Raw genomic sequence first — 25,984 nt, forward strand, 5'->3', positions numbered from 1 at the left:
CATAAGCTGGATCAACCACTTAAGGAATTAGTTTATGTGTCCAACCATTGGGGTCCACTTCTATGAGGGGACCGCGGCACTAATGGGTGATTATATTCGCGAACAAGAAAAAATAATGTGGATGTTTAATGCATATATGAACTAAAGTGTAATTGGTTAAATAACCAGTATTTTTTCTTGAGTTATTAGTGAGGATATCTATACTGTATATAAAACCAGTTATTGGAGGTGAATTATGTTGTGGGATACCCTTGAACGTGTTAATCGCCTGCGCCAAGTCGCGCTCAATAATCCAGAGTTTGTTCGCTCGGCTAAAGCACACGAAAAAGCGTTGGAGTTGCAGAAAACGGGCAATGACAAAGCGAAAAAACGTTTAGCTAAGCCAAAGAAAGAAAAGGCTCTTTCAGATATATATCAGCAGTCGGAGTTTGGTTATGATCCATGCGACTCTCCTCATTAGAACACTTTTCGGGCTACTGAAGATATAATAAGTAGCCTCTATACCTTTCACTGGGTCCTGTTTTTATATGTGTTGAAATAGGGCCTTTTTGTTTATTAGGTTGTAGGGAAAAATCAGAAGTTCGTAGTTGTTTACCACTTCATTCCTATTGAAAGAATGCATGGTGTAGGGCACAAGTTGATGCGCGATACTGAGAGCAAGCCACAACAAATTTAATACTGCTATCATTGCCACATATGTGAATAGCATCAGGAACTATCCCTTGTTTTTCTAAAGCGGAACATCCGAGATGTAAACTTCGATTGGCCATGATATTCGTGCCTATGACGGAAATAAGCGCAACTTTTTGTATGGATACTTCAACATCGGGCAGCAACTTTTTGACTTTTCCTAATACAAGTCCTGATTCAGCCGGCAGACAGTTAAAATAGGAACTAAGGATTCGACCTTTCATATCACTATAAAGCATATTAATGTTTGAGGTAGCCAGTAGGGCAAATAGTTTGTCTAAATATTGCGAGCAATCATTAATTTCAACTTTTAACGCATAAACATCTTGCTTACCTGTAATCACATCGATGTGATTGTCCTCAGATTGGTAGTTGTTACTTATCACTGTACCTGGGTGTTCTGGGTCAAAGGTACATTTTACATTTAAGTTTATATCTTGATTAGAAAGTTCTTTAATAGCGCTTGGGTGAACCACGTCATTGGTCAAGCTCACAATTTCTTGGGCTACTTGGTAATTTGATTGTCCGAGTGGTGAAGAGTGGTCAACACCAACGAGATCAGGATCTCCTGTGCTTAGATGATGGGGTTTATAGATAATGGCTTGCTTCGCTTTGGTAAGCACAGCAATTTTACTCAGAGTGAGATCACCATATCTCCGATCCGTTTGAAAAGAGTCAATCGTGCTGTTTGATGCACATCCGGCCACCACGGGTAATTCATTGTCCAAATTTAGTTCTTCGAGACTGGTTTTTATTTGTTTGTCGAGCGGGCCTCTTGGTTTTTCAGGGGCTCCTAGTAAATCAAGAAATCGTGCTTTCACCCCGTAACGTTTCGCTTTTAGCACAGTATTAAATGCGCTGTGAGCTTCTCCAATGGAGGCTAGCCTCTCTCTTATCAATGCAGAGCTATCCTCATGAACTATAGTGTCGAGATGCATGTTCGATAGGTGTTCATGAATCCATTGGCGTGTTTGAGATACTCGATCTTGAATAAAATCATCGGCTTGGATACGAAGTATTGGGTCGGCAAATAAGTTGTCGTTGAGTAGTAACAGTCGCTGAGTGATACTTGCTAACGCAGCCTCCCAAGAGTTATCCCCACATAAGATTCTCTGATAAACCCCAAGCTCTCTTGAATTTGTCGACTCCAAAAGAGCATCGGTTATCCCCTGATATGCCGTTACAACAACAATTCTGTTGTAAAGACTCTTTTCTTTAGGTCGTAAGATAATGTTCTTTAAGACTGAGTCGAAGGCGATCATTGATGAACCACCGACCTTTTCTACTCTATGAGACATTTATCTTTCCTATAGTGATGTATTTTTTCTCAGGTCAATGTTGTTACGCTTAAAAAGATTTGACCTCTAAATATTAATTATTGTTTATCAGTCACTATTTTTCAAGTTTTCATCTGATTATATGGAAAATTTACTAAATTCTTTATGAGTATTATTGTTAGTCATCTAATTATTTTTGGGGTGGGATTTATGAAGTTTGTGTTCCGATAAAGAAAAGGCATGATGCGCTGGTTATATGTATTGCTAAATTTTCGATGATAAGTATGTACATCGGTGTGTATTGGTTGACAGTTGAATCTTAGTCAATTAAACCTCTAACTTGGAGCATTGCTCGGCCAAACTAACGCGCTAGAGGAACTAGAATATGAGTGATTTTTTAATAGCGGCTTGGGATTTGAGTGCAAAAACCGCCCAACCCGTCGATGACATTTCAGCTGGGTTGAAATCAGAACACTGGTATCACTTTCAGCGCGACGCAAAAGGTCTTGATGCGTGGTTGAATACCCAATCATTGCCAGAACCGCTGATCTCCTCTTTACTTGCTGATGATACTCGCCCTCGTTTTGAAGCCTATAGTGATGATTGTTTTCTGTTTATCTTACGGGGGATTAATTTGAATGAAGGCTCTGAGCCTGATGATATGTTAAGTATCCGGCTTCTCTGGTATCGCGGAGCGTTAATCTCTACACGAAAGCTGCCTTCAAAAGCGGTTTCCAACATTCTTTCTGCTCTGCAAAATCAGCGAGGTCCAAGTAACATACCGGATTTACTCGTTTCTATTATCGCAGGTATCAACGGTGCTATTGATACTTTCTTAACACCAATAGAAGAACAACTTAATGCTTATGACTCCCCTAAGGTTCAAGATTTGGAAGCATTAAATGCATTGCAATCTCGTTTGCTGCGTGTTCGCCGCTACCTTAAACCTCAGCGTTATGCGTTAGATGATCTGTTGCAAGCTGATCTACCTGAACTTAGCTTAAAAAAGCATCATTTTAAAAATGGCCTGGATATGGTGATGCGCCTAAATGAGTCGATCGACTTTTATCTGGAGCAGATTGGGCACAACTTAATGCATATAGATCAAGTACAAACTCAGGCGATGAATAGAAATACGTATCTGTTTTCAGTTATTGCTGGTATTTTCCTACCTGCTAGTTTTTTTACTGGATTGCTTGGGGTTAATGTAGCAGGTATTCCTGGCGAAAGTGAGCCCTTAGCGTTCACATTTTTATGCGTTAGCATAGTAGCGATAGTGCTTGTGGAAATTTTACTATTGAGGATATTGAGGTTTATTTAATGATAGCGTGGATCCAAGCCCATCCGGTGTTAGAGCAAATAGCTTTGGCGTTGTTATTGTTAGTTATTTATATTGTTCTTCGCCGTATTGGACAGCGATCTCTTGTCAGAGTAGCAGATAAGAAGCGAGTCACATTGGCGCGAACTAAATTTATTGTCAAAGCTTTCAATATATCAACCTTTGGTTTATTTTCTGCGTTGTTTGTTCTATTGCTCGGGATAGGGTATGGAGACATTTCACTCTTTTTGTCTTCAATCTTTGCCGTATTGGGTGTTGCTCTTTTTGCTCAGTGGTCAATACTGAGTAATGTTTCAGCAAGTGTACTTATCTTTTTTGTTTTCCCATATCGCATTGGCGATAGAATTAGGGTATGTGAGAAAGATGAGGACATTAGTGGCATTATTGTTGATATTACGATGTTCCACGTATTGCTGCGTCATGAAACAGGCAATATTATTAGTTATCCCAATAGTTTAATGTTGCAAAAGGGGGGTGGTTAAAGTACTGCATCAGCCCCCTCCATCCTCATAAATTGTTTCAATTACTCTTTATCAAAGCTATCCACAACGATAGCGCCCATTGATGCTGGCATTGTGATCACTACTACCCGCTTAAATGCGGTTATGGGATCGTCTGAGATAGGAAACTTATCGAGACAGCACAGAACAAGAGCGACGACAAAAGCAGCCATAAGATAGGCGGTGACGACTCTAAATAAAAATACACTTCGTCGCTTGTTAATGTTACGTTGAAATACACTTTCGTATGTGTAAAGGGTTAAAAACACAACCGATAGGCCAAATAACATCCAAAGGTTGATAGTAGGGAGTGTTTCGCCCAATTTCCATGCCTCTTCAGAAAACGACACGGGAACAGCGAGCGCAAAAGCTCCAACGAATATCTGGCTTGCATCTTGGGTGTTAAAATTGAGTTTCAATACCACTCCTTAGTTGGAGAATTAGGGCTTGCCTATGCTTATAACTCAAAAGCACTTTGCTGTAAAAAATTGCGCTGTGATTCTATGACAGAAACCCGTGTTAGTTAGGTAAAAGGCTCCAAATAGTTGTCTTCTTTTAGGCCTGTCAGTGACATCAAAACCTGATGTGATATCATACTCAATTAGTTGAGTTTGTTTATAAACTAGGATACGTAATTATGACGATAGAGAAGGTGGCATTTATTGGTTTGGGTGTGATGGGATTCCCTATGGCCGGACACCTTGCGAATGCGGGTTTTGATACAAGAGTTTACAACCGTACTCAAGCAAAAGCAGAGAAATGGGTAACACAGTATCAAGGTAAATGCTTCTCTACGCCTTATATGGCAGCACAAGACTGCGATATTGTCGCGGTATGTGTAGGGAATGATGATGATGTTCGAAGTGTTGTGCTTGGAGAGGAGGGAGTGCTTGCTGCTCTTAAACCAGGGGCTGTTCTTGTTGATCACACAACAACCTCAGCGGAACTGGCTGAGCAACTAGCGAAAGCTTGTGAGGCGAAAGGTGTTTACTTTGTTGATGCTCCTGTATCTGGTGGTCAAGCTGGTGCAGAAAATGGTGCATTGACGATCATGTGTGGTGGAAGTCAAAAAGCCTTTGATACTTTGTCGCCTGTTTTTGATGCTTATGCAAAACAAGCCGTTTTGCTGGGTGATAACGGACAGGGTCAGCGCTGCAAAATGGTGAATCAAATATGCATCGCTGGTATTTTACAAGGTTTAAGTGAAGCACTTCAGCTTGCCCAATCTGCTGATTTAGATATAGAAAAGGTGGTGAATGTTTTACAGCATGGTGCTGCTGGTTCATGGCAGATGGAAAATCGCGCCGTGACAATGTCACAAGATAAGTTTGACTTTGGTTTTGCAATTGACTGGATGAGAAAAGATCTCGGTATCTGTTTGCAAGAAGCACAAAGCAAAAATGTCACTCTACCAATGACAGAAGAGGTCGATAATATGTATGCGTCTCTTCAGAAGTTAGGCCTTGGGCGAATGGATACCTCAGTGCTAATCAAAGCCTATCAAAACTCGTGATTTTAAGCGTTCTGGATACGTTCAGTTACCTGTTATCCTCGTTTAGTTCCAGAGCTTAAAAGTGAGTGGTGATTAAAGTTTTCACCGGAATCATCGATATAATGTATATGACTTTGTGAAACCTTAATGTCGGGAGATGGGGCCAAGCTAAGGTAGTTTGATGTGGTAGGAGGCAGTTTATGAATGATCTAGAGCAAAAACGAGAATTTTATCGCTTGAAATACCCAAGAAACGCTAGGCCCTGTGTCCGCTTGTACGATCAGACTTTCTATGTCACTGAACTTTCGGAAGGTGGGCTGCGTGTGGTGATGCACATGTTTACTGACTGGTACAAAGGCCTTTTGATGTCGGGGACTCTTGAACTGCACTGCAAAGAACAAATTGAGGTTAAAGGCGCTGTATTACGTTTTGATAATGGAGAAGTGGTTCTCAAGTTGAAACAAGGTCCGACGTTTAAAAATATGGTTGAAGAACAGCGCCATATCCGCCAAGAATATCCTGCACATTTTGTGAAAGCGGCGTCTTGAATATCGGATGAGGCCTCAATAGGTTGTACCATTTTCATGTGAAACGCAGCCACTCTAAAATTCTTATATAATGCTTGTTAACTGTCAGGAGAAATGGTGATTACATTCGAAAACACCTCAGACTTGCTAAGATCTGCGGAAATCACATACATCAATATGCGCCCATACTATCAACATCATGGAGTAACTTGGCAAGCCGATACAATAAAGCAAAAAATTGCTTCACTTAAGAACATCGATATTTTGTCTGATGGTAGGCTTATTGGTGCTATTCGTGTGGACAGCGATGATGATGGCTATTATTTGAGGGACTTGCAAATCGTTGAGAACTATCAAAACAAAGGTCTCGGTGCTTTAGCACTAATTGAAGTTAAGCGTTTGGCTAGTCTCGACGGCGAAAAAACACTCAGGCTTAAAGTCTTCAAAACTAGCCCAGCTTACCAGCTATATCAGCGATTAAATTTTATTGTTGAAAAGGAAGATGACAAGTTTTATCACATGGTGTGCTATTTGTGATTTATATGCCTTCGATATCTAACTTTTATGTCTGAATGCCGAGATCTCTCGCTCGCTCAAGAATTTATTAATCAGCGAAGCGAACCGGGTTCATGCATATCGTTTTATGACCTTAGTATTTTACATTGTTACTGACAGCGTCAACTTGAGTAAATCTTCCTATCTAGCACTTTGATAAATCGATGTAATGAACGTATGTATTACTGCAAGGTTGTCATTTTTCTCCATGGGAAGAAGTGTATGAAAATGATACGGAACGAAAGCAGGACGTTTGCCTAGCGGCAATGACGTATTATCAAATGGTAAAGCCATATACCAGTTTTGGTTATCCACTGATTGAAGTGCCTAAAACTTTAGTAGCAATAAGGGCAGAGTTTCTATTTAATCAATTGCCTGTTAGTGTATAGTTTAAGTGTTTACAGCGCGTAATTCTTCTTTCTGTCTAATGTTTTTGCCAAGCCTTGCTGTTAGAACGAGTCATTAAGTTAAGAGGATTTTACTTTGGATTACGAGCAGTTTAATGCGTTTTGTCGCTCCTTACCGGATACCACTCATGCCGTTCAAGGTGGTAACAGCTATGTATGGAAAATAGATGGGAAGATATTTGCTGTTGCGGGGCGAGGTCGCAGTGGGAAACCTGCTTTTAGCTTTAGGACGTCAGATGCAAATTATGAGTTTTTGAAAGAGCACAAAGGTTACACTACTGCGCCATATGCGGCGAATCGCGGTGCTAAGTGGATTCAACAAATTGATACGAGTTGGTATCGAGATGATGAGTTAAAACACTATATAACAGAGTCTTACCGTATGGTATTGAAGAGTAAGCCTAAGACTCAACAAACAGATTCTGGCGATGTTGCTTTTAGCATTGGAAACTACAAAGGATTGCAAAATGAATCAACATGAAAAATTGAATTATGTTGAGTTCGGAGCTAAAGACCTGAACTCAACGAAACATTTTTTCTCAGTTGTCTTTGGTTGGGATTTTATCGACTACGGCCCAGAATATACAGCGTTCTCAAATCAAGGTCTGGATGGTGGTTTCTATCAGTCAGATGCCTGTAGCCAAACTGAATCTGGCGGAGCGCTATTGGTATTTTATAGCGCCGATATTAAAGCGACCCTAGATAAGGTTCAGAATAACGGAGGAATGATTGTTCGTCCGATATTTGAGTTCCCAGGAGGATGTCGGTTTCATTTCCTTGAACCCAGTGGCAATGAATTCGCAGTTTGGAGTGAAACGTCCTAGTTTATTTTAAAAATCACAATATAGTTGGTGTTGGAGAAAGGGATTGTTAGATGATCTAAAAATTAGCCTTTATCATGAAGGCTTTCTGCCAGTGTTACGACAGATTTATCTGTCTTCAAGGCAAGTGACCTTTGAGTGGTTAGATACCAAGCAGTTTTGTCTTATTGACTTTGATAAGGATGTGGAAGGTGAGCAGATATGGGTAGCCTTGCACAAAGGTAAACCAGTGGGTTTTATTTCGATTTGGGAACCCGAGGGTTTTATCCATCATCTGTATGTTTCTCCTGAATATTTGAGAAAAGGCATTGGTGTCAAGTTACTCGATTTCGTAAAACCTCGCTACACTAGGCTAAGCCTTAAGTGTATGCGGCCAAATAAATCAGCATTAAAGTTCTATCAATCTCAAGGCTTTGTCAGTCAATCACAGCATATGGACGAGTTTGGTGGATACCATTACCTCACCTATGGGCAATAGAGTCTTTTGCATAATCCAGTGGCACCGCTTACTCGTACCTGATGTCAGATCCCTTTGGAAATCTTATCGGCTTACGAGGTGAGATGGGGGAATCAGCCACTCATGTATGAGTGGCACAATCGATCACCACATCAGATCATCTGGTACCACAAAATCAGCATATGGATCATCTTCTGCCGGGATATCAGATTCTGGCTCTTTTAATTCGATAATGGAGTCGCTATCGCGCTGTGAAATTTTGTTTGCCACCACACTAGGAATGACCGCATAACCTTCACCAAAGCGTGCAATAGCCAATATCCCTTTGATAAGTTGCTCACGCATTAGGCTATCGACATACAGAGACTTCACCAAGGTACCATCGGTAAAATTGTACTTAATGTCACCGCCACTAAGGTCAAGCTTATTCATTTCAATGAGCTGCTTTATTTGTGATTGGATTTCTTTGTTGAGGCGCTGCTCATTTTGTTCGGTACTGAGTGCCTTATCACGTTCTTGCTGCTGGCGCTTTTGCTCTTCAACAGCGGCTTTAACTTCACGGGCTTGAACGCGTGACTTTTTGGAACCTTTCTTCGCCTTTTTTAGTTTTTTTTCATTCACTAAACCGGCTTTCAACATTTGTTCTTGCAGCGATAGCTTTGCCATGGTGCTTCCAAATTTAATCGATAATGCACGCTATTTTATAGATACATGACGAGCAAATAAAGATGCTTTAGCTGATCAATTTTTGTTATTTTTTATCACTCTATATTGATTGGCGTTTTTCACTTGACATATTGAATGGTTGCTATGTTCTTTTTAAGCCAAACCTTCAGAGATTGATCTGGTAGTAAGGTTTACATAGCTAGGGATAGTGTCTTTAAATCGCTATCAGCAAGAATGTACAGTAATGATAAGTTGTAAGTGGTTTAGGTCAGACCAGTTCCAATAAGAATAATGTGAGTTTAGATATTGAATTTTGGGGGGACTCTGTAGCCTGAAATACGACATTTTTCACCATGGAGATAATCCTATGACCCCTGCAATTCACGCTTTGAGCTCACCGCCGGTTCTACAGCAAGAACTGGAAAGATTGATTAGTAATTTTTTGGTGAGCATAGGACTATCACCATCAACACTTCGAGATCTACACGCCGAAAATACATTGGCTATTCAGATTCAAGGATTACCAGACGTTATGTTATCGCGGATGAATAGCGGCCTATGGTTTTGGAGTCAATTACCAGGATTGACCGATCACAAGCTGATGGATCATGCCGCCTCTGTTCTTGCTTTAATGATCTCGCCAATTGAAGGTATCGAAGGTGGTCAAGTCACTTTGGGTCTTGGTGAAAATGGGTACGAGCTAAAAGCTTTGGTCAATTCACAACTATTAGTGGAGGAAAATGGCTTAGAGATCGTTTTTCGAGGATTTGCAAACAAATTAGCCGTACTTCAACAAGCGCTTCAATTGGGAGACTAAGTTATGACTGGAATTCAATCTAATCATGGTGTTGCAGCTTCTTCAACAGTTTCTACCAGCCACTCATCAGCAATACAGCATGGTGAAGTAACAGGAGTAACAACGAGTAACCTCAGCATGTCACCCTCTCAGGCTAAGCAAGGGTTTATCTATGCTCCATTTGCTGCGGAAGATATCATTATTCAAAGTTTGGGGAAAAATTTGTCGAGAGCGAATCAGGGCAAAGATCTTTACCCAGTAATCAGTCGTAACAATGGGGAAAAAGTGCTGCTCGAACAGTATAGGAACGAAAGAATTCATCACCTATCAAAATTGGCCAAATTTGATGGTGAAATAAATAATATCATGCAACAAACGGGTGCAACGCGTGAGCAAATAAGGCAACAAATGGGGCCAACAGAATTTGACAAATTGGTCAATGCCAATCTCCAAATAAAGCAGCAAATTGATGTACTTAAGCGACTCGATATACAGAGTAATGAAGGTCAAGGGCAATTATCTAAATTGCAAGCTAATAAAGATAAGCTGTATATTATTGGCCATGGTGGGGCTGGGATGAATATTCTTGCGGCTGATCAAGCGTGTGCTAAAGGTATGGTAACTGCTGGCGATCTTGCTAAACAGCTAAGCGAAGGGGGACTATCAAAATCGTTCAGCGATATTCGTGTTACAGCTTGCTATAGCGCTGATACCACATCCCCTAAATCTTTTCACGATAAAGATCTTCAACGAGCAGCGCAGCCCGTCACTCAAAGAACAGGATTTTTAGGGCTGTTTGGGTCCAAAGAAGTGATTGCTGAGCCCTTTGCTCAAACTCTGAGTAATAAGCTGAAAAGCGAAGGTTTTGAGCAGCCTGATGTAACTGGTTATCATGGGGCAGGAGTTTCTTACTCACGTGAGCATCATCATCGCCGAATTCCCGAATCTCAAGCGCAAGATGTTCGTTCCTCGACTGTAAAGCAACACTTCCATCCAAACCGACTCGCCTAAATATAATCCCGTTTTGGCTAAGTCGATCACGTCAGGCCGCTATTGCCCAATATTGATTGGGCAATACTGTTTACGCCTGATACTCCTGTTTTATCACGTTCAGATTGTCTAAACGAGCCTTGAAGCGGCAGGAATGCTAAATACTGACTTTTAGAATGCATAATGTGCTGAAAAAAGCGTCAGTTCACAGGATCATTGCCCAAAATGTAGTAGTCTAAATATTGAACATTTTACCAAAGGTAAAGAGTCGGCTTTTTAGTATTTATACTTCTTGGTTTTGCGGTGTTTTTATTAACACGGGTATTGATGTTGCGATTGTGGGCATTTTTGTAAACGTTTGGGCTAGCTGACATTATTGGAGGGGTTTCCAATGAAGATAGCAGTAGTTTTAGGTACGTCGAAAACGGATGGCAGTACGAGAGATTTGATCAGTCAGTTTGTTGATCAAACCCAAGCTAAGGTATTTGACTTACTGGATTATAAGCTTTCCTATTATGACAGCTTCCATGAAAATCGTAACGACGACTTTATCCCATTGATCCGTATGTTAAACCGTTACGATCACATCGTATTTGCTTCCCCTGTATATTGGTATGCTATGTCTGCTCAGCTTAAAGTTTTTTTCGATCGCTTGTCAGATTTATTGACAATAGAACAGTCACTTGGCCGAAAGCTAGAAGGAAAAGAGATTTCAGTACTGGCGACTGGTTATGAGCAAGAGTTACCGGAATGCTTTATTGAACCCTTTAAGCTGACCGCCGATTATATGAACTTGGTATTTCGTGGTTTTGGTTACCTTCCCGTCGATGAAGATGAGGACCTAGCTCGGGCGCATGCTATTGCACAATGGTTTAGCGAGAGCATATGCCGCGAGCCTGTCAATTGATAACATCTACACAAAGCGCCGTTGAATGCTACTCGCTTTAATAAAGCCCATAGATATATGATAATCTATTGAATTATATGAATTAATAATTCATCATGACCCAATGTTCGTTAGATTCAACAAGAGTAAGTAATGATACCAATTCGCCAATATAACCCTGAAGATACACAGGCGCTGTGGGAGGTTTTTTTCCTCACTGTTCGTAATATTAATCGAGCACATTACTCTCAGCAGCAAGTTGAGGCATGGGCTCCTGATGATTGGGACATGAAAAAATGGCATGAAACAATGTCGCGAATCAAACCCTATATTGCAGAAATTAATGGGCAGGTTGCAGGCTATGCGGATCTGCAAGACTCTGGGTTGATTGACCATTTCTTTTGCCATCATGAGTGTCAAGGGCAAGGTGTTGGGCGTGCACTGATGGAGCATGTCAAACAACAAGCTCAGCGTCGGGGTATTTCAAGACTTTATTCTGAAGTTAGCATTACAGCCCGTCCTTTTTATGAGCGTATGGGGTTTAAAGTTGTACGTGAACAACAAGTTGAAATGCGAGGACAGTTTCTGACCAACTTTGTTATGGAGCAATATTTATAATTAGTTTGTCACTAAAATGGAGGAATAGTATGTCTGATGAGTGGATTAACGGTTTGGATAGCAAAGGTTTTATCATTAATCCTTGTTCATTGGACTACCTTCAGCCGGAGTTTAAGCCATATCTAGAAAATACCATTCAAACTCTTGAAGCCACATTTGGCAACCAGTTACACAGCGTATACTTATATGGCAGCGTCGCGAGAGGAAACGCGCAAGAGTATGTGTCTGATTTAGACATTTCACTAGTATTCAGGTATCCGTTGGAGCCAAAAATTGTCGATGAATTATTCTCGATTAAGACGCAGTTGGAAGCTCAAGCGCCAAAGCTATCTAAGATAGATTTCGATCCAGGTTACTTGGAGCAAGTTCTCAGTCCAGATGAAGTCTATCGGTGGCACTTTTGGCTAAAGCATTGTTGTTGCTGCGTATGGGGAAGAGACTTATCTCAACAGTTTGCGCGCCAAAAACCAAGCATAAATATTGCTCTAGCACTGAATAATGATCTTGATATCTTTATGACAGAGCAGCGATCAAAGCTGGAACACGACAGTCAAAATAGCATTGGGAAAATGCTAGCCAAAAAGATTTTGCGTAGTGCTTATACACTCTATGCACACCAAGATAACAGTTGGCATACGGAATTAAGTCGATGTGCTGATGTTGCACGATACTACTACCCAAATGACACTGAGTATATAGATATAGCGATACGAATCATAAACTCCGGCACAGCAACCACCAATGAAATTGACATTCTTGTTAATGATTGGGGCAACAAGCTGACTGAGCAAATCGCATTATTGAATAGCCAATTATAGAACAAGTACAGAAGAGTTGGTTGTAAAGAAAATGTTACATAATTGGTCTGCATTTTCCTCTTCTTCATGAAGTTTTTTGACAAAACCACGCCATGTTACGTTTTGTTTACAAAAATCACGTTTTTTCCAGACTTGGTCATTTGATTACAGTTTATTCCCTTAACGTCAAAGTTAGTACAAGTTATTAGGAAGGGACATCAATGAATCACAGAGGAAAAAGCAATGACTCAAGAATATAACCCACTCGGAACCGATGGATTTGAATTTGTCGAATACACAGCCGCGACAGAAGAGGGGATTGGTCAACTGAAAGCCTTGTTTGTTTCTTTGGGGTTTGCAGAAATTGCTAAGCATCGCTCAAAAGAAGCATGGTTATATCGTCAGGGTGACATCAGTTTCATCATTAACGCTCAGCCTCACAGTCAAGCTGAAGAGTTTGCCAAAGTTCATGGCCCGTCAGTCTGTGGTATGGCATTTCGTGTCAAAGATGCTGCAGTTGCACTCAACCACGCGCTTGAAAATGGGGCAGAAGAGTATAAGACGGAAATTGGTCCAATGGAACTGAGCATTCCAGCCGTTTATGGCATCGGTCAAAGTTTACTGTATTTTGTTGATCGCTACGGTAAGAAGAGTATTTATGACGTTGATTTCAATTTCTATGATGATGCCGATGAGAGATTGAAAAAAGCAGATGTAGGCATGTTTGAAATTGACCACCTCACACACAATGTCAAACAAGGCAATATGGACACTTGGGCAGGTTTTTATGAGCGCATCGGTAACTTCCGTGAAATTCGCTACTTTGATATTGAAGGTAAACTGACAGGTTTGGTCAGCCGCGCAATGACAGCACCTTGCGGTAAAATTCGTATTCCGATCAATGAATCTTCTGACGACAAATCACAAATTGAAGAGTTCATTCGCGAATACAATGGTGAAGGTATTCAGCATATCGCAATGTCGACAAATGATATCTACCAGACTGTGCAAACGTTACGTGACCGAGGCATGGAGTTTATGCCAACGCCTGACACATATTATGAGAAAGTAAACTCTCGAGTTGAAGGTCACACGGAAGATGTTGATAGGTTAAAGGAACTGCAAATCCTCATTGACGGAGCGCCCTTAAAAGATGGTATCTTGCTGCAAATTTTTACTCAAACAGTGATTGGCCCTGTTTTCTTTGAAATCATTCAGCGCAAAGGAAATGAAGGATTTGGTGAAGGTAACTTTAAGGCCTTATTTGAGTCGATTGAAGAAGATCAAATTCGCCGAGGAGTATTGAGCGATGCATAAGTGGATGACATTCCCTCACCGGGAGGGAGTGTGCTCCAAGCAGGCGCACGCAGACTTTCCGGAAGAGGCAATTTTCGAGCGTGAAACAGGCCGAAGTGGTTTCTTCGGCCCTGCCTCACATTTTCATCATCAACACGCCCCTACGGGTTGGATTGAATGGGAGGGCGATCTGCGGCCTAGAGCTTTCAATTTCAACTTAGTTGAAAAAGCAGCGCAGATTTCTCCGTGGGCAGTACCTGATCTCCTATTTAATAACGATTGTAAGATTCGTACTTGGCGCCTTGATGAAAAAATGGATTTTTTGGTGCGTAATGCCGATGGCGACGAACTATTGTTTATACATCAAGGTCAAGCGAATTTGTACAGTGACTATGGTCACCTAGAAGTGAGTGAAGGGGATTATGTTGTTATTCCACGCTCAACGAATTGGCGTATCGAACCTCTAGAACCTATGTTCATTTTAATGATTGAAAATACCGATTCAGCCTACTCGCTGCCCGATAAAGGTATGGTAGGAAATCATGCGGTTTTCGATCCGGCGGTCTTGGAGGTACCCTCAATCAACCAGAGGTTCAAAGATCAGTATTCAGAGCAGCAAACTCAAGTCCAAGTCAAAAGGCATGGTCAGGTGAGTGTGATTACTTATCCTTTCAACCCCCTTGATGCTGTTGGTTGGCACGGTGATTTGGCCGTCGTGAAGCTTAACTGGCGTGATATCAGGCCCTTAATGTCACATCGATATCATTTGCCACCTTCTGCTCATACAACATTTGTTGGTGCAGGTTTTGTTGTTTGTACTTTTGTGCCGAGGCCAATTGAAAGCGATCCTGGGGCGCTTAAGGTACCGTTTTATCATAACAATGATGATTATGACGAAGTGCTTTTCTATCACGCCGGTGATTTTTTCAGTCGAGATAATATCGAAGCTGGGATGGTGACTTTTCACCCAGCGGGTTTCACGCATGGCCCACATCCGAAAGCATTTAAGGCAGGACGAGAGTACAAAAAGAAATTTACTGATGAAGTTGCGGTAATGATTGACACTCGCCATGCGCTTAGTTTTAGTGATGAAGCACAATTGGTTGAAAATCAGGAATACGTTTACAGCTGGAAATCACATCCAGAGAAATAATTAAGGGAATCATAATGAAGTTAGCCACCCTAAAAAATGGAGCCCGTGACGGTCAGCTTGTGGTTGTAAGTCGAGACCTTAGCGTGTGTTCGGCAGTCAAAGATATTGCACCAACGCTCCAATTTGCTCTTGATCATTGGGATAAGGTAGAGTCCCAGCTTAATGAAGTTTATCTTGCCTTAAATGAAGGACGCGTGCTTGATGCTATGCCGTTTGAGCAAGATGCATGTGAATCGCCTTTGCCACGAGCCTATCAATGGGCCGATGGCAGTGCTTATGTAAATCACGTCGAATTAGTGCGTAAGGCTCGTGGTGCTGAAATGCCACCTAGTTTTTGGACAGATGCCTTGATGTACCAAGGAGGCTCTGATGCATTTATTGGCCCACGCGATGACATTCCTGTTGGAAGTGAAGAGTGGGGAATCGATTTTGAAGGTGAAGTTGCTGTGATCACTGACGATGTACCTATGGGTGCAAGCCTTAAGCAAGCGGCTAATTCGATTCGCCTTGTTATGTTAGTGAATGATGTGTCGCTGCGAGGCTTAATTCCTAACGAGCTTGCTAAAGGATTTGGTTTTTTTCAATCGAAACCTTCTTCGGTATTCTCGCCTGTTGCCGTTACACCTGATGAGCTAGGTGATGCGTGGGATGGTGGCAAAGTTTGCTTACCTTTACTCTCTTACTACAACGGAGAAGCTTTTGGTTGCCCGAATGCGGGTGTCGATATGACGTTTGAATTTCCTCAGTTAGTAGCGCACGCTGCTATGACTAGGCCTTTATCCGCTGGGGCAATCATTGGGTCTGGTACGGTATCCAACAAACAAGGTACAGAGTATGGCACTTCAATAAAAGAAGGTGGGGTGGGATACTCATGCATTGCAGAAGTACGAATGATTGAAACCATTCGAGATGGCAAACCGGCTACGCAATTTATGCAGTTTGGCGACACCATAAAGATTGAAATGAGGGACAAAGCAGGTGATTCAATTTTTGGCTCGATAGAGCAAAAAGTGGTGAAATACTGATGTCCAATATCACTCTTTATGGTTATTGGCGTTCATCGGCAGCGTATCGAGTAAGGATTGCATTAAATCTCAAAGGACTTGAGTATCAACAAAAATCCGTACACTTGGTCAAAAATGGTGGTGAGCAGCATGCAAGTGATTTCAAGTCTCTGAATCCAAGTCAGCTTGTACCAGTCTTGGTTGATGGTGACATGCAGCTGAATCAATCGTTGGCTATCGCGGACTATCTTGATGAGGCCTATCCAACCGTACTATTGACACCGCTCGATAGGCAGAGACGTTACCTCGTTAAAGCCTTAGCTCAGGATATTGCAGTAGATATTCATCCGCTTAATAACCTAAGAGTTTTGCAATATTTGACGGGTGAGCTCTCTGTTGAAGAGTCAGACAAATCAAATTGGTACAGGCATTGGATTACTCTAGGTTTTGAGGCATTAGAACAAAAGCTGGCTCGAACAAAAGGCATATATTGTGTGGGTAATGAAGTCAGCTTGGTTGATGTTTGTCTCGTACCGCAAGTTTATAACGCCGAACGCTTTAATGTTGATCTAAGCCGCTTTCCTGTAATACGAGAACTTACGGCTTCATTGAGGGAGCTTCCCGCTTTTATTGATGCGGCGCCAGAAAACCAACCGGACGCCGTTCTGAGCTAAGTGGACTAGCTTTTATTGCTCTTGTATCCAAAAGCAACCCATATTGCACTGTTGCCGCACCATGGGTTGTTCATTATGTGGTCTTTAAAGCCTTACGCTCAGCTGTACCAACTGAAGCATTTTGATAGAGGTAGGAAGAAAGCATCCCCCAAGCAATCGCATTAACCACAAAGGCTTTGATAAGATTGACTGGAGTAACGGGTATGGCTTGAAAAACAAAAAATGTACATAGACTCGCCGCAAGGCCAACTACGATACCTCTGATCGGCCACATTTTTTGAAACCAAGGAATACAATAAAGCAATGCCCATAATCCCCCCCAAAATACTTGTTTGTAGACAAAAAGGTGATCTGGCGAAGCCAGACCTTGTAATGGATTGATAAGGTAAATTGCTGCGACATTAGCGACACTGCCAACAAATCCAGCTCCTAGTGCGATAGTAATGTTTTTAATCATAAATATTGTTTCCAGTTCAATTGAATAAATGCCATATGTGAGACAATAAATCACTCGTGCTTCTCACCTCTTAACAAGCGATGTTCCAGATTAAATACGAGGAACATTATGACTAGGAACAAGACAAATAATTATTAATTTCATGTGGTTACTTAAATAATGCAAAAATTTGACCCGTCTTCAATTTTGGAGCTATTGGAATGGGTAAAGAATACAGATATGAAGTAGATTGGGTGGTTATCAACATAGTGTGGTTTGGTGCTGTAATGATTAGAAAAGCGATGAAGAAAGATGTGAAGACGCTTGTTGAGCTTATCAAGCTCAAAGCTGAATTTGATCGAAGTATGAAAGGGTACTTTGGTGAAGTGTCCACCACAGAAGAAAAACTTGAGCGTGCGTTGTTCTCAGACACTCCTTATGCCTATGCTTTATTGATTGAGTGTGAAGAAAAAGTATTAGGGTTCGCATTGTTTCACTATCGATATTCCTCTTTTAGCGGGTATGCATCTATTTGGCTAGATGACTTATTGGTATTAGTAGAGGAACGATCGAAAGGTTATGGGAATCAACTTATGGTAGCGATTAGAGACCTGGCTGATTCTGATTTGGTGTCTCACATTGCCTGGACAGCCAGTCCCCACAACACAAGAGCACATGACTTCTATAAAAAGCTTGGTGCAGAGATAGAACGCATGGAAGACCAAAGACCATACTTTCGTTGGGAAGTAGCAAAAGGATTAAAATTTATTTAGTAAGTCTTGGCAATCAGTTAGGTAGCTATTCATAAGCAGTCCCAACAAGATAAGGTTGAGTGATATCTAGAAAGTAGTATGTAGCGCTGATGAGCGTAAAGACGGCCACCAAATATAAGGTGTAAAAAATTACATTACGCATAATAAAATTCCTTGTCTGAAAATAATAGCGTAAAACTAGCTGATATTTTCATTCAGCTCACTAAGATAATATAGTTCCCGTCCAGCATTGTTCCAGCGACAGAAGGCAATTCGAAAGCGAGGGATCTTACGCCACTCTCGGCACTAGTATTCTTTACGTTAAAATATGATCAATACCTTGAGATAATAAATAAATTGTTTATTATCTCGATGTTAAATTTTTCATTTGGATGTTAAATGATTTATTTAGATAAAATATTGACTTGGGTCACATATGAAGAAGATTATAGAAAAATTAAATATACAGATAATCACTGCTACAATAAAGAAAATAGTATGCCAGTTAATATTGGTTTTACCAACGGCTTTTTTAATTGAGATTATTAATAATGAAAAGTATAGTTCAAATAAGTGATTGTCATTTCAACAAAAGCAAAATTAATAGTATAGAAGATCTAGAATATATATTAAGCTTTATTAATAAAATAAAGTTTGATTATCTATTTATAACTGGAGACATTTGTGAAAGTCCATCAATAGAGTAATATCAGGTTTTTTCCGAATTAATATCTAATAATATTGCTTCATCCAATATATATGCAATAGCGGGGAATCACGATGATATAGAAATGATGAAGTCTGCTTTCATTGATACATCAATTAAAATAGATGAGTATTTATCAATAGATAAATTTAATTTCATCTTTATTGACTCTAGTAAAAAACCGAAAAAGGAAATGATGTTAGGGGCGGGTCGGGTAAGTGATCATGACATACAAAAAATTAAAAATGCCAAAAAAGAAACTGTTATAGTAATACATCAGCCAATTTTTGAAAATGGCACGGATTGGTTTAATAAAATAGGATTAGAGAACCAAAATGAAGTGGCTCAATCTGTATTAAATAATACCAATATTAAACATATTATATGTGGTCATGGTCATTCATTTATTAAGACCAAGGTAAAAGGTACAACTCAAACGATGAGCCCATCTACATCCTATGGATTTGATCATCACAGTAAAGTACTTGCAAAAACCAATAGAATTGGAGCAGTCATGATTGACGTTGGTGAGGATATAGAATCTCACGAGATTAAAATACCCGAAAGGACCGAATGCTCTGCCACATTTCGATAAGCGAACATAGCCGCAATTGCTGAGTTTTTTTGGTAGTTATGCTAGAAATGTCTGACACAATGCAATTTGAATCAACTTAACGTGGTCACCCAAGGTAAATTAGTATTTGCTAATTTAGTTTATTTTAATATAATTAAGATGAATGTGGTTTGAAGGAGAACAACATGACTCTTGATTGGAAGATGGGTGGTGTAGCATTGGCGTCGGTATTTCTTCTCGCCATAGTGCTTGTGAAACCAATAGGTGTATCAACGCAGTTTGTCATTTTGGACGCCGTGGTAATGGACGTTTTTGATGACGGCTTGATATATCAGGATGCAACCAGTAAAAGTGGCTACAACAGCAGTAATGCTTACTTAGCAAAATCTGGTGGCAAATACGCAAAATCAGCAGCGGAGCCCATGAATTACGGCTTCATTTTTGTCCTTAGTATGATCTTGGGTGGTTTTATTGCTTCACGTAAGCACAGGATGCCAGACCTACCCGAAGTGCATGTGAATAGATTTGGTGATAATGCTGCGGCACGATATTGGATCTGCTTTGTTGGAGGATTTCTAGCGCTATTTGGTGCAAGAATGGCAGGAGGATGTACCTCTGGCCATATGATGAGTGGAATGATGCAAACTTCAGTGAGTGGCTATCTTTTTGCTTTAGCTGCATTTGCTGCGGCAGTACCTACTGCGATTATTGTTTACAGTAGAAAAGGAGATGCGTCATGAATCTAGTACTCGCGGTTATATTAGGTTCCTTGTTTGGTTATACTTTGTACCGAGTTGGAGCCACTCACGCAGATAAAATTGTTGATATGCTGACATTACGTGATCTTAGCCTTGCCAAGACAATCATTTTGGCCATTGGCTTGTCTTCAACAGTATATTTTTCTGGTATCGCTCTTGGTGTTTTTGATCCATCGCATCTCAGTGTCAAAGGGATGTATTTGGGTGTTATCCTAGGTGGTGTCTTGCTAGGGATTGGTTGGGCTTTGTCCGGAATGTGCCCTGGAACAGGAGTAACCAATTTAGGTGCTGGGCGAAAAGATGCGCTGTTCTTTGTTGTCGGTGGTCTACTTGGTGCTGGAGTGTTTTCAGCCCTCTATGAGTATTTAGCTGCCTTTGGCTTGTTCCAAGCAATACTCGGTGGCAAAGCTGCACTAGCGAATCCAACTGAGACTCCATGGATCGCCATTATTATTGGTATAGCATTTGTCGCGGCGGCGATCCTCCTACCAAAACGTTTACCGAGTCACCAAGATTCCGTATCCAGTACACAGCATCTATGACTGCTTAATTGACTGATATAACCAAGCCCTGAGGCTTTGAGTCAACGGGCTTTATTTGGCCACAATAGGTGCAAGTAGTGAGTGAAATAGGCTGGTAAAGGTTGGATATGTGCCTACTTGTTAGTAAATTAGCGACGAGGAAAATAAATTATTTTTAAGATGAAACCGGAATAGATATAGCTATAAGTTATTGATTTATATGCTTTTATTTTAATGTTAAAATTTTTTTCTGGTCATATCTCATATGTGACATGTGTCTCATTTATTTTGTTTTTTGGTAATAATTTTGTTTGTAACTAAACTGAATCAGGGAGGGGCAGTTATGAACTCAATTACAAATCCACAGGCGGTTGAATTCATCCGTAAATATGCACCTATTACGAATCAGGTCATATTTGATGATAAATCTCCTTTTTACAATGAGTTAATTCGAGTTATTCGAAAAAACTTATGTATAGATTCCCGCAGCGAGCGCAAAGTGATTAAAGTGTTTGAACAGCGGATTCTTGACGATCCTGACGGCGTTCTTTTGGCAAGTTGTGAAGAAGATATAAGGGATTACAAGAAGAATCAGATTCGCCGCAAGATTAAGAACAAGATCTCTATCCGTTTGCAGAAGAAATACATGGCGATGCTCATTAGGCAGAGTGTGATTTCTACGAACTATTTTTACATCATACTTTGTTTAGTTATTGTTATTGTCGGTGCTTTCTACCTAGATAAATCGGTTTTAGCATTAGTTTCAGCAATATCTGGTGGTGTCATAAATAGTTTGATTAATGAGCGAAACAGCATTTAAGGGAACTTGATAATGAATGAGCTTAATCTAGATAATGTTATCGAAGAGGTGTCACCAGACCTTTACAACGCCATTTTTGTTCAAAAAGATGAAGACATTAAGCTGCTGGCGGTGACGACAATTAATGAAGTGTTCTATGACACTATGTCGCACCGTTTGAGTCGCTTGAGTTCAGAAATCAGAAATCAAATCATTGATATTGAAGCGATAAAGACAAACCTTATCAAAAGTGAAACCAAGTTCCTCAGTCAGCTAGCTGACATTAATGAGTTTGAAACCTCGAGTGAAATCGAACTTGAGAAAGAACAGTTATTGCTGCTGAACAAAAAAATGAATTCAATTAAAAGATTGAACGTTTTGTATGTATTGGTCTTTGTTTTAGTGATCGCTATTCTGTCTTACTACATCGATGGTAAGTTACTTGCTTTGGTATCTGCAATTACAGGTGGTGTGATCCAAAATTTACTCTCTGAAAGAAAAAATTTGATGAATACCGTTGATTAGTTCGTGCTGAATACAGCGTCAATAGAGTTTGTCTTATCCATTGTTAAAGTACTTAAGCCCCTTAGTATAACGCGAGGGGCTATCCACTTTCGACGCTGATAGTGGATATTATGCGATATGACATATTAACCCCAATAACCCCATTAAATTGACCCGCTTCTGGAACTTGTGTCTTTTTCTGACTATTTTGTTAATGTTGATACGATTTAAGTCACATTTTTTATTTTGAGTATCAACCTCAACGTCAGTAGTAAGGCTTATTGCAAATAACAAGGAAAAGAGCATCATGAAAAAGACTCTCTGCTCTGGCTTGGTATTTTGCGCTGTTGCTGTTTCTGCGAATACTTATGCCGAACATACCAACGAAGTAGTAAATCAACTAGCACAAGGGTGCTATTCCATCCAATCTACCCAAAATGGAACATTTCTAACCAAATACGATAAAGGAGGGCCTGTTAATGAGGGTCTGATTTATCAGTTTGAACCAGTGACTGTAGACCAAGCTGAGCGGTTTTACATGAAGCCGACATCATTTTCAACCTATTTTCTGACCGACAGAGATGGACGTTTTCTTGCCAGTCATTTACCTGCACAGGTAAGTGCAGGGCGATATGTAGGGACGTTCGCGGAGTGGGTAGTTTCGTCATCAGTCTATAGCGGTGAGTATCGTTTTCGGCTCTATAACAAAGCACTAAAAATGGGGCTAAGGCATAACTGGAACGATGGTGGGCTGTATTTTTTTAATTTGCTCAATCCAAAGGACAAAAATAGTGAGAGCGAATTTCTACTGGTTGAGCAAACTGGATGTAAAGTTTTTCCAGAAGTAGAGGTAAATGTTGCAGGGGATCGTACTGTGTTAACCGGCGACGTGAATCAGCCTATTCGAGGGTACGTGGATCCTCATACTCATATCACATCTTATGAGTTTATGGGCGGAAAAATGATGCATGGTAAGCCGTTTCACCCGTGGGGTGTAGAAGTCGCGCTAAAAGATAGTGAAGAGTCTCATGGCCCCAATGGTTCACTTGATATAATTGGTAATCTACTGGCTTTCAACGATATTGCATACAGGTACGATACTCGAGGCTGGCCTGACTTTCCTTTTTGGCCAAATCATAAAGAAATGAGCCATATGGGGTACTACTACAAATGGATTGAACGGGCGTATTTGTCTGGGCTTCGGTTGATGGTCAGTCATTTGGTGGAAAATGAAGTCCTTTGTCATGTTCAATCAACGGTCAACCCTGGTAGCTGGATAGATCCGAATAGCTGTAACACTATGGACAGCATACGGCTACAGATCGAAAGACTTCAACAAATGCAAGACTACATAGATGCTCAATCGGGGGGTATAGGTAAAGGTTTTTTCCGCTTGGTCACGTCACCTAGCGAAGCTCGGCAAGTGATTGCAGAAGGAAAAATGGCGGTGCTAATGGGGGTTGAGGCGTCTGAAACCCTAAATTGTGGTAAAAAGGATGTCTGCAATCGAGCAACGATAGAGATGGGACTCAATGAGCTTTATGACTTTGGTGTGAGAGTGGTTTTCCCAACTCATAAATTTGACAACCAAATTGCAGGCTCTCGGGTTGAACATGAGTTTATTAATATCGGCCAGCTGCTTTCTACAGGATACTTTTTCGAGACTAAAGAGTGTGACGCACAGACAGGTACGGATAAGCGTTTTTACCCCGGTTTTCCTTTGATTGGGCAACTTCCCTTTATAAAGGAAATCCTCGATGCCGCTCACTTAAACCCTCAATATGATGAAAGCATTCTGCATTGTAATCAGCACGGCTTAAGTCCATTGGGAGAGTATCTAGTCAATAGAATGATTGACAAAAAGATGTTGATTGAGATGGATCATATGAGCGTAGATACGGCAACGACCGTGATGGATATTGTCGAGCAACGGCAATACAGCGGCGTGATTTCATCCCATAGCTGGATGAATACATCAAGAAATGGTGGGCTACATAATAATACTAAGCGCTTGATTCACGCTGGAGGCTTTGTGGGTCCATACAATGGAGATGCTTACCAAATGCAAATAAAGGTATCTAGGTATCTTGATGAGTTAGACAAAACGCCATACCTTGCAGGAGTCGGGGTAGGCACAGATATGAATGGCTTAGGTACCCAGCCGGGCCCAAGACCTGATGTATCTAGTCATCCTCTTAAATATCCTTTTGTCTCAGAGTTTGGTTTAGTGTTTAGCAAGCAAGTATCAGGCAATCGCGTGTTTGATTTTAATCAAGAAGGGATGGCACATTACGGTATGCTTGCTGATCATATTCAAGATATACGAGAGCGAAGCTCTACACGGGTGTACGAAGGGATTATGAATTCTGCAGAAGCTTATATACAGATGTGGGAGAGATCTGAAGAGAATAACAGCGTACCCTATATTAAATCTGTGGACTTAACTCAGAGTCGAGAAAGGGATATGTCCTTGTCTCGTTTAAGATTTAGTGAAAGCAGATTGAACCTATTGGCATACTAAGTGAGAGAGCGTACATACTTTTATTTGGTATGTACGCACCATGATTTTGAACGAATAGTGGGTATGTCTAGTTTGGTATCTGGCGGTTTTTTTCTTGTTGTTGAAGTTCGGCAAAATTAAATTGGCGAACATCCGCTCTTGCAATGTCATTGCACTTTTCACATGAGTGATGGCAAAGCCCGTCTATATATTCATGTTTAGTTAATAGGCTTAGTTTCTTGCACCAGTCGCATACACCTTCGATAGTAAACATCCTACTCTCCTAGAGCTATTCAGCGGTGTCATTTTCGGCGCGGATTATTACATACCCAATAAATAAAAGTTAACTATTTGTTATTTGAATTGGGATAGAAATCGATTACGTCAGTGAGCAGGTTATGAAGTTGAGATTTTGTAGGATGAGAGCATCAAATTATCTTTGCAGTGGGGCATTGACATGGTGAAGAATAATTTTAAGTGCACCATTGAGGCGCTTCATCTCTTCATCACTACCTTTCAGATCAGGATGATAAATTTTGCATAGTTGTTTGTAGCGAATTTTGATGTTCTTTTCGTTCGGAATAGCATTGATCTGAAAGCCAAATAAAGCGCAGGCGAGGGAAAGCTTTTGATCTTTTGCTGGAGTGACGGGGGCCGATTTAGTCGTAGTGTGTTGCTGTGAAGATTGAATTTTTTTGAATTGTCGATATAGGGTCTCTAACTGCTTTTTCTGCTGAGTAAGCTGGTGGCTTTTTTCTGCTAACTGAGCCTGTAGATCACGTTTCTCGGTATCTGTGTCTGTACCAAATTTTCCTACTTGAAGAGAAAGGTTACGTAACTTCATCTTATACCAAATGATAACCATAATAAGGAGGAGAGAGAAACCTAGAAGCGTATAGATTAGGCTGTCGTTATTTACCGATGAACCAAAGACTTGTTTAGCGATGGGATCGAGCTTAAGACTAAGATCATTAAACTGAATTTCTAATTGCTCTATTGAGGATATTTGCTTGGCTCTTTGAGCATTAAATTTTTTTTCGAGTACAACAGCATAAGCCTCCTCTGCCTGCTTGTTGCCCGCCAATGCCGTGCGATACCATACTTCGGCTAAATCTAGACTCTTGGGTAACTCAGGTAAACTCTCATAGACTTTACCTAAATTAATTTGTGCCTCTGTACTGCCTTCTAGGGCGAGTCGAGTTAACCAATATATGGCCTCTTGAATGTCTCGTTTTGAAGCACCTTCCTCAAGGTAAAGAGTGGCTAGTCGCGCAGCAGCCTGAGAGCTGCCATTGTTGGCTGCTTGTTCAAACCAATACAGAGCGTCAACGCGAGAAGTTGCAGAGGAAGTGGTTAGATATCTTTCAGCAAGCTGAATTTGAGCCTGAACGTCATTGTTCTGCGCTTTGGTTGTTAAAGCGTCAATAGATTGTGCTCCACAAAAAGTGCAGAACAATAGCAATGAAAAGCTGACAAATTTCAAGGCATT

Annotated in this window: 30 protein-coding genes and 2 pseudogenes; 26 read left to right on the forward strand and 6 right to left on the reverse strand. The window is 40.7% G+C overall.

Annotated elements, in window-relative coordinates; genetic code table 11:
• Positions 1-64 precede the first annotated feature (64 nt).
• Together QQK21_RS01015 and QQK21_RS01020 are read left to right on the forward strand one after the other, a co-directional pair.
• Positions 65-145: pseudogene (locus tag QQK21_RS01015) on the forward strand (DNA starvation/stationary phase protection protein); the annotation flags it as partial.
• Between the two features lie 90 nt (positions 146-235).
• On the forward strand, positions 236-460 hold the full coding sequence (locus QQK21_RS01020) for a hypothetical protein (RefSeq protein WP_284190345.1): 225 nt from the start codon (positions 236-238) through the stop codon (positions 458-460).
• 145 nt (positions 461-605) lie between these two features.
• On the opposite strand, the gene QQK21_RS01025 is transcribed toward QQK21_RS01020, so the two are convergent.
• On the reverse strand, positions 606-1,988 hold the full coding sequence (locus tag QQK21_RS01025; protein WP_284190346.1) for an amino acid kinase family protein: 1,383 nt from the start codon (positions 1,986-1,988) through the stop codon (positions 606-608).
• A 364-nt stretch (positions 1,989-2,352) separates the two neighbouring features.
• On the opposite strand from QQK21_RS01025, the gene QQK21_RS01030 reads away from it, so the two are divergent.
• Positions 2,353-3,288 carry a CorA family divalent cation transporter gene (locus QQK21_RS01030; protein ID WP_284190347.1) on the forward strand — a complete coding sequence of 312 codons (936 nt, stop codon included), beginning with the start codon at positions 2,353-2,355 and terminating at the stop codon, positions 3,286-3,288.
• Positions 3,288-3,819: pseudogene (locus tag QQK21_RS01035) on the forward strand (mechanosensitive ion channel domain-containing protein). Before QQK21_RS01030 ends, QQK21_RS01035 begins: the two are co-directional and overlap by 1 nt.
• A gap of 10 nt (positions 3,820-3,829) precedes the next feature.
• Here QQK21_RS01035 and QQK21_RS01040 read toward each other — a convergent pair.
• A complete protein-coding gene (locus QQK21_RS01040; protein ID WP_284190348.1) occupies positions 3,830-4,225 on the reverse strand; it encodes a DUF2391 family protein in 396 nt (131 codons plus the stop codon).
• A gap of 218 nt (positions 4,226-4,443) precedes the next feature.
• Between QQK21_RS01040 and QQK21_RS01045 the strand changes: the two genes are divergently transcribed.
• The 6 genes from QQK21_RS01045 (at position 4,444) to QQK21_RS01070 (ending at position 8,086) form a co-directional block, all read left to right on the forward strand.
• Positions 4,444-5,319 (forward strand): NAD(P)-dependent oxidoreductase, encoded by an 876-nt coding sequence (locus tag QQK21_RS01045; protein WP_284190349.1) that lies wholly within the window; start codon positions 4,444-4,446, stop codon positions 5,317-5,319.
• Between the two features lie 179 nt (positions 5,320-5,498).
• On the forward strand, positions 5,499-5,846 hold the full coding sequence (locus tag QQK21_RS01050; RefSeq protein ID WP_284190350.1) for a PilZ domain-containing protein: 348 nt from the start codon (positions 5,499-5,501) through the stop codon (positions 5,844-5,846).
• A gap of 93 nt (positions 5,847-5,939) precedes the next feature.
• Complete coding sequence (locus QQK21_RS01055) at positions 5,940-6,362, forward strand: GNAT family N-acetyltransferase (protein WP_284190351.1); 423 nt, start codon at positions 5,940-5,942, stop codon at positions 6,360-6,362.
• 501 nt (positions 6,363-6,863) lie between these two features.
• Positions 6,864-7,268, forward strand: coding sequence for an MmcQ/YjbR family DNA-binding protein (locus QQK21_RS01060; RefSeq protein WP_284190352.1), 405 nt, complete (start codon positions 6,864-6,866; stop codon positions 7,266-7,268).
• Positions 7,255-7,611, forward strand: a complete 357-nt coding sequence (locus QQK21_RS01065) for a VOC family protein (RefSeq protein ID WP_284190353.1) — start codon at positions 7,255-7,257, stop codon at positions 7,609-7,611. Before QQK21_RS01060 ends, QQK21_RS01065 begins: the two co-directional genes overlap by 14 nt.
• Positions 7,612-7,654: 43 nt before the next feature.
• The gene (locus QQK21_RS01070; protein WP_284190354.1) at positions 7,655-8,086 is read left to right on the forward strand and encodes a GNAT family N-acetyltransferase; all 432 of its coding nucleotides are present in this window, start codon (positions 7,655-7,657) and stop codon (positions 8,084-8,086) included.
• A gap of 123 nt (positions 8,087-8,209) precedes the next feature.
• On the opposite strand, the gene QQK21_RS01075 is transcribed toward QQK21_RS01070, so the two are convergent.
• Positions 8,210-8,731: a DUF2058 domain-containing protein gene (locus QQK21_RS01075; protein ID WP_284190355.1), complete on the reverse strand. Its 522-nt coding sequence runs from the start codon at positions 8,729-8,731 to the stop codon at positions 8,210-8,212.
• A 367-nt stretch (positions 8,732-9,098) separates the two neighbouring features.
• Between QQK21_RS01075 and QQK21_RS01080 the strand changes: the two genes are divergently transcribed.
• The 9 genes from QQK21_RS01080 to maiA all read left to right on the forward strand — a co-directional run bounded on the left by QQK21_RS01080 (position 9,099) and on the right by maiA (position 16,945).
• Entirely contained in the window at positions 9,099-9,548 is a 450-nt protein-coding gene (locus tag QQK21_RS01080) for an InvB/SpaK family type III secretion system chaperone (RefSeq protein ID WP_284190356.1), read from the forward strand.
• A gap of 3 nt (positions 9,549-9,551) precedes the next feature.
• A complete protein-coding gene (locus QQK21_RS01085) occupies positions 9,552-10,538 on the forward strand; it encodes a hypothetical protein (protein ID WP_284190357.1) in 987 nt (328 codons plus the stop codon).
• 370 nt (positions 10,539-10,908) lie between these two features.
• Positions 10,909-11,424: a flavodoxin family protein gene (locus tag QQK21_RS01090; protein ID WP_284190358.1), complete on the forward strand. Its 516-nt coding sequence runs from the start codon at positions 10,909-10,911 to the stop codon at positions 11,422-11,424.
• Between the two features lie 132 nt (positions 11,425-11,556).
• Positions 11,557-12,021 (forward strand): GNAT family N-acetyltransferase, encoded by a 465-nt coding sequence (locus QQK21_RS01095; protein ID WP_284190359.1) that lies wholly within the window; start codon positions 11,557-11,559, stop codon positions 12,019-12,021.
• Between the two features lie 29 nt (positions 12,022-12,050).
• Entirely contained in the window at positions 12,051-12,839 is a 789-nt protein-coding gene (locus QQK21_RS01100) for a nucleotidyltransferase domain-containing protein (protein WP_284190360.1), read from the forward strand.
• Between the two features lie 222 nt (positions 12,840-13,061).
• A complete protein-coding gene (gene hppD, locus QQK21_RS01105) occupies positions 13,062-14,135 on the forward strand; it encodes a 4-hydroxyphenylpyruvate dioxygenase (protein WP_284190361.1) in 1,074 nt (357 codons plus the stop codon).
• Positions 14,128-15,267 carry a homogentisate 1,2-dioxygenase gene (locus tag QQK21_RS01110; protein WP_284190362.1) on the forward strand — a complete coding sequence of 380 codons (1,140 nt, stop codon included), beginning with the start codon at positions 14,128-14,130 and terminating at the stop codon, positions 15,265-15,267. The genes hppD and QQK21_RS01110 overlap by 8 nt, the downstream gene beginning before the upstream one ends.
• A 14-nt stretch (positions 15,268-15,281) precedes the next feature.
• Positions 15,282-16,292 carry a fumarylacetoacetate hydrolase family protein gene (locus QQK21_RS01115; RefSeq protein ID WP_284190363.1) on the forward strand — a complete coding sequence of 337 codons (1,011 nt, stop codon included), beginning with the start codon at positions 15,282-15,284 and terminating at the stop codon, positions 16,290-16,292.
• Positions 16,292-16,945 carry a maleylacetoacetate isomerase gene (maiA, locus tag QQK21_RS01120; RefSeq protein ID WP_284190364.1) on the forward strand — a complete coding sequence of 218 codons (654 nt, stop codon included), beginning with the start codon at positions 16,292-16,294 and terminating at the stop codon, positions 16,943-16,945. The genes QQK21_RS01115 and maiA overlap by 1 nt, the downstream gene beginning before the upstream one ends.
• A 73-nt stretch (positions 16,946-17,018) precedes the next feature.
• On the opposite strand, the gene QQK21_RS01125 is transcribed toward maiA, so the two are convergent.
• Positions 17,019-17,402, reverse strand: coding sequence for a hypothetical protein (locus QQK21_RS01125; RefSeq protein ID WP_284190365.1), 384 nt, complete (start codon positions 17,400-17,402; stop codon positions 17,019-17,021).
• Between the two features lie 266 nt (positions 17,403-17,668).
• On the opposite strand from QQK21_RS01125, the gene QQK21_RS01130 reads away from it, so the two are divergent.
• The 7 genes from QQK21_RS01130 (at position 17,669) to QQK21_RS01160 (ending at position 24,516) form a co-directional block, all read left to right on the forward strand.
• Entirely contained in the window at positions 17,669-18,154 is a 486-nt protein-coding gene (locus QQK21_RS01130; protein WP_284190410.1) for a GNAT family N-acetyltransferase, read from the forward strand.
• Positions 18,155-18,861: 707 nt separating this feature from the next.
• Positions 18,862-19,434, forward strand: a complete 573-nt coding sequence (locus QQK21_RS01135; protein ID WP_348541450.1) for a metallophosphoesterase family protein — start codon at positions 18,862-18,864, stop codon at positions 19,432-19,434.
• A 164-nt stretch (positions 19,435-19,598) separates the two neighbouring features.
• Positions 19,599-20,153: a YeeE/YedE thiosulfate transporter family protein gene (locus tag QQK21_RS01140; protein ID WP_284190366.1), complete on the forward strand. Its 555-nt coding sequence runs from the start codon at positions 19,599-19,601 to the stop codon at positions 20,151-20,153.
• Positions 20,150-20,713, forward strand: coding sequence for a DUF6691 family protein (locus QQK21_RS01145; RefSeq protein ID WP_284190367.1), 564 nt, complete (start codon positions 20,150-20,152; stop codon positions 20,711-20,713). The genes QQK21_RS01140 and QQK21_RS01145 overlap by 4 nt, the downstream gene beginning before the upstream one ends.
• A gap of 322 nt (positions 20,714-21,035) precedes the next feature.
• Complete coding sequence (locus tag QQK21_RS01150; protein WP_284190368.1) at positions 21,036-21,512, forward strand: hypothetical protein; 477 nt, start codon at positions 21,036-21,038, stop codon at positions 21,510-21,512.
• Positions 21,513-21,524: 12 nt separating this feature from the next.
• Complete coding sequence (locus tag QQK21_RS01155; RefSeq protein WP_284190369.1) at positions 21,525-22,016, forward strand: hypothetical protein; 492 nt, start codon at positions 21,525-21,527, stop codon at positions 22,014-22,016.
• Positions 22,017-22,302: 286 nt separating this feature from the next.
• The gene (locus tag QQK21_RS01160) at positions 22,303-24,516 is read left to right on the forward strand and encodes an amidohydrolase family protein (protein ID WP_284190370.1); all 2,214 of its coding nucleotides are present in this window, start codon (positions 22,303-22,305) and stop codon (positions 24,514-24,516) included.
• Between the two features lie 67 nt (positions 24,517-24,583).
• On the opposite strand, the gene QQK21_RS01165 is transcribed toward QQK21_RS01160, so the two are convergent.
• Positions 24,584-24,769 (reverse strand): hypothetical protein, encoded by a 186-nt coding sequence (locus tag QQK21_RS01165; RefSeq protein ID WP_284190371.1) that lies wholly within the window; start codon positions 24,767-24,769, stop codon positions 24,584-24,586.
• Between the two features lie 159 nt (positions 24,770-24,928).
• Positions 24,929-25,978, reverse strand: a complete 1,050-nt coding sequence (locus tag QQK21_RS01170) for a J domain-containing protein (RefSeq protein ID WP_284190372.1) — start codon at positions 25,976-25,978, stop codon at positions 24,929-24,931.
• Between the last annotated feature and the right edge of the window lie 6 nt (positions 25,979-25,984).

It is taken from the genome of Vibrio zhanjiangensis, assembly GCF_030161235.1.
GTDB classification, from domain to species: domain Bacteria; phylum Pseudomonadota; class Gammaproteobacteria; order Enterobacterales; family Vibrionaceae; genus Vibrio; species Vibrio zhanjiangensis.

What these genes read in the sequence shown, in the direction of transcription:
- QQK21_RS01145 (WP_284190367.1), top strand. Translation starts at nt 20,150, where the DNA reads ATGAATCTAGTACTCGCGGTTATATTAGGTTCCTTGTTTGGTTATACT.
- QQK21_RS01075 (WP_284190355.1), bottom strand. Translation starts at nt 8,731, where the DNA reads ATGGCAAAGCTATCGCTGCAAGAACAAATGTTGAAAGCCGGTTTAGTG.
- QQK21_RS01080 (WP_284190356.1), top strand. Translation starts at nt 9,099, where the DNA reads ATGACCCCTGCAATTCACGCTTTGAGCTCACCGCCGGTTCTACAGCAA.
- QQK21_RS01090 (WP_284190358.1), top strand. Translation starts at nt 10,909, where the DNA reads ATGAAGATAGCAGTAGTTTTAGGTACGTCGAAAACGGATGGCAGTACG.
- QQK21_RS01055 (WP_284190351.1), top strand. Translation starts at nt 5,940, where the DNA reads ATGGTGATTACATTCGAAAACACCTCAGACTTGCTAAGATCTGCGGAA.
- QQK21_RS01150 (WP_284190368.1), top strand. Translation starts at nt 21,036, where the DNA reads ATGAACTCAATTACAAATCCACAGGCGGTTGAATTCATCCGTAAATAT.
- QQK21_RS01130 (WP_284190410.1), top strand. Translation starts at nt 17,669, where the DNA reads ATGATTAGAAAAGCGATGAAGAAAGATGTGAAGACGCTTGTTGAGCTT.
- QQK21_RS01110 (WP_284190362.1), top strand. Translation starts at nt 14,128, where the DNA reads ATGCATAAGTGGATGACATTCCCTCACCGGGAGGGAGTGTGCTCCAAG.
- QQK21_RS01045 (WP_284190349.1), top strand. Translation starts at nt 4,444, where the DNA reads ATGACGATAGAGAAGGTGGCATTTATTGGTTTGGGTGTGATGGGATTC.
- QQK21_RS01050 (WP_284190350.1), top strand. Translation starts at nt 5,499, where the DNA reads ATGAATGATCTAGAGCAAAAACGAGAATTTTATCGCTTGAAATACCCA.
- QQK21_RS01160 (WP_284190370.1), top strand. Translation starts at nt 22,303, where the DNA reads ATGAAAAAGACTCTCTGCTCTGGCTTGGTATTTTGCGCTGTTGCTGTT.
- QQK21_RS01085 (WP_284190357.1), top strand. Translation starts at nt 9,552, where the DNA reads ATGACTGGAATTCAATCTAATCATGGTGTTGCAGCTTCTTCAACAGTT.
- QQK21_RS01125 (WP_284190365.1), bottom strand. Translation starts at nt 17,402, where the DNA reads ATGATTAAAAACATTACTATCGCACTAGGAGCTGGATTTGTTGGCAGT.
- hppD (WP_284190361.1), top strand. Translation starts at nt 13,062, where the DNA reads ATGACTCAAGAATATAACCCACTCGGAACCGATGGATTTGAATTTGTC.
- QQK21_RS01020 (WP_284190345.1), top strand. Translation starts at nt 236, where the DNA reads ATGTTGTGGGATACCCTTGAACGTGTTAATCGCCTGCGCCAAGTCGCG.
- QQK21_RS01065 (WP_284190353.1), top strand. Translation starts at nt 7,255, where the DNA reads ATGAATCAACATGAAAAATTGAATTATGTTGAGTTCGGAGCTAAAGAC.
- QQK21_RS01030 (WP_284190347.1), top strand. Translation starts at nt 2,353, where the DNA reads ATGAGTGATTTTTTAATAGCGGCTTGGGATTTGAGTGCAAAAACCGCC.
- QQK21_RS01100 (WP_284190360.1), top strand. Translation starts at nt 12,051, where the DNA reads ATGTCTGATGAGTGGATTAACGGTTTGGATAGCAAAGGTTTTATCATT.
- QQK21_RS01155 (WP_284190369.1), top strand. Translation starts at nt 21,525, where the DNA reads ATGAATGAGCTTAATCTAGATAATGTTATCGAAGAGGTGTCACCAGAC.
- maiA (WP_284190364.1), top strand. Translation starts at nt 16,292, where the DNA reads ATGTCCAATATCACTCTTTATGGTTATTGGCGTTCATCGGCAGCGTAT.
- QQK21_RS01140 (WP_284190366.1), top strand. Translation starts at nt 19,599, where the DNA reads ATGACTCTTGATTGGAAGATGGGTGGTGTAGCATTGGCGTCGGTATTT.
- QQK21_RS01165 (WP_284190371.1), bottom strand. Translation starts at nt 24,769, where the DNA reads ATGTTTACTATCGAAGGTGTATGCGACTGGTGCAAGAAACTAAGCCTA.
- QQK21_RS01095 (WP_284190359.1), top strand. Translation starts at nt 11,557, where the DNA reads ATGATACCAATTCGCCAATATAACCCTGAAGATACACAGGCGCTGTGG.
- QQK21_RS01025 (WP_284190346.1), bottom strand. Translation starts at nt 1,988, where the DNA reads ATGTCTCATAGAGTAGAAAAGGTCGGTGGTTCATCAATGATCGCCTTC.
- QQK21_RS01115 (WP_284190363.1), top strand. Translation starts at nt 15,282, where the DNA reads ATGAAGTTAGCCACCCTAAAAAATGGAGCCCGTGACGGTCAGCTTGTG.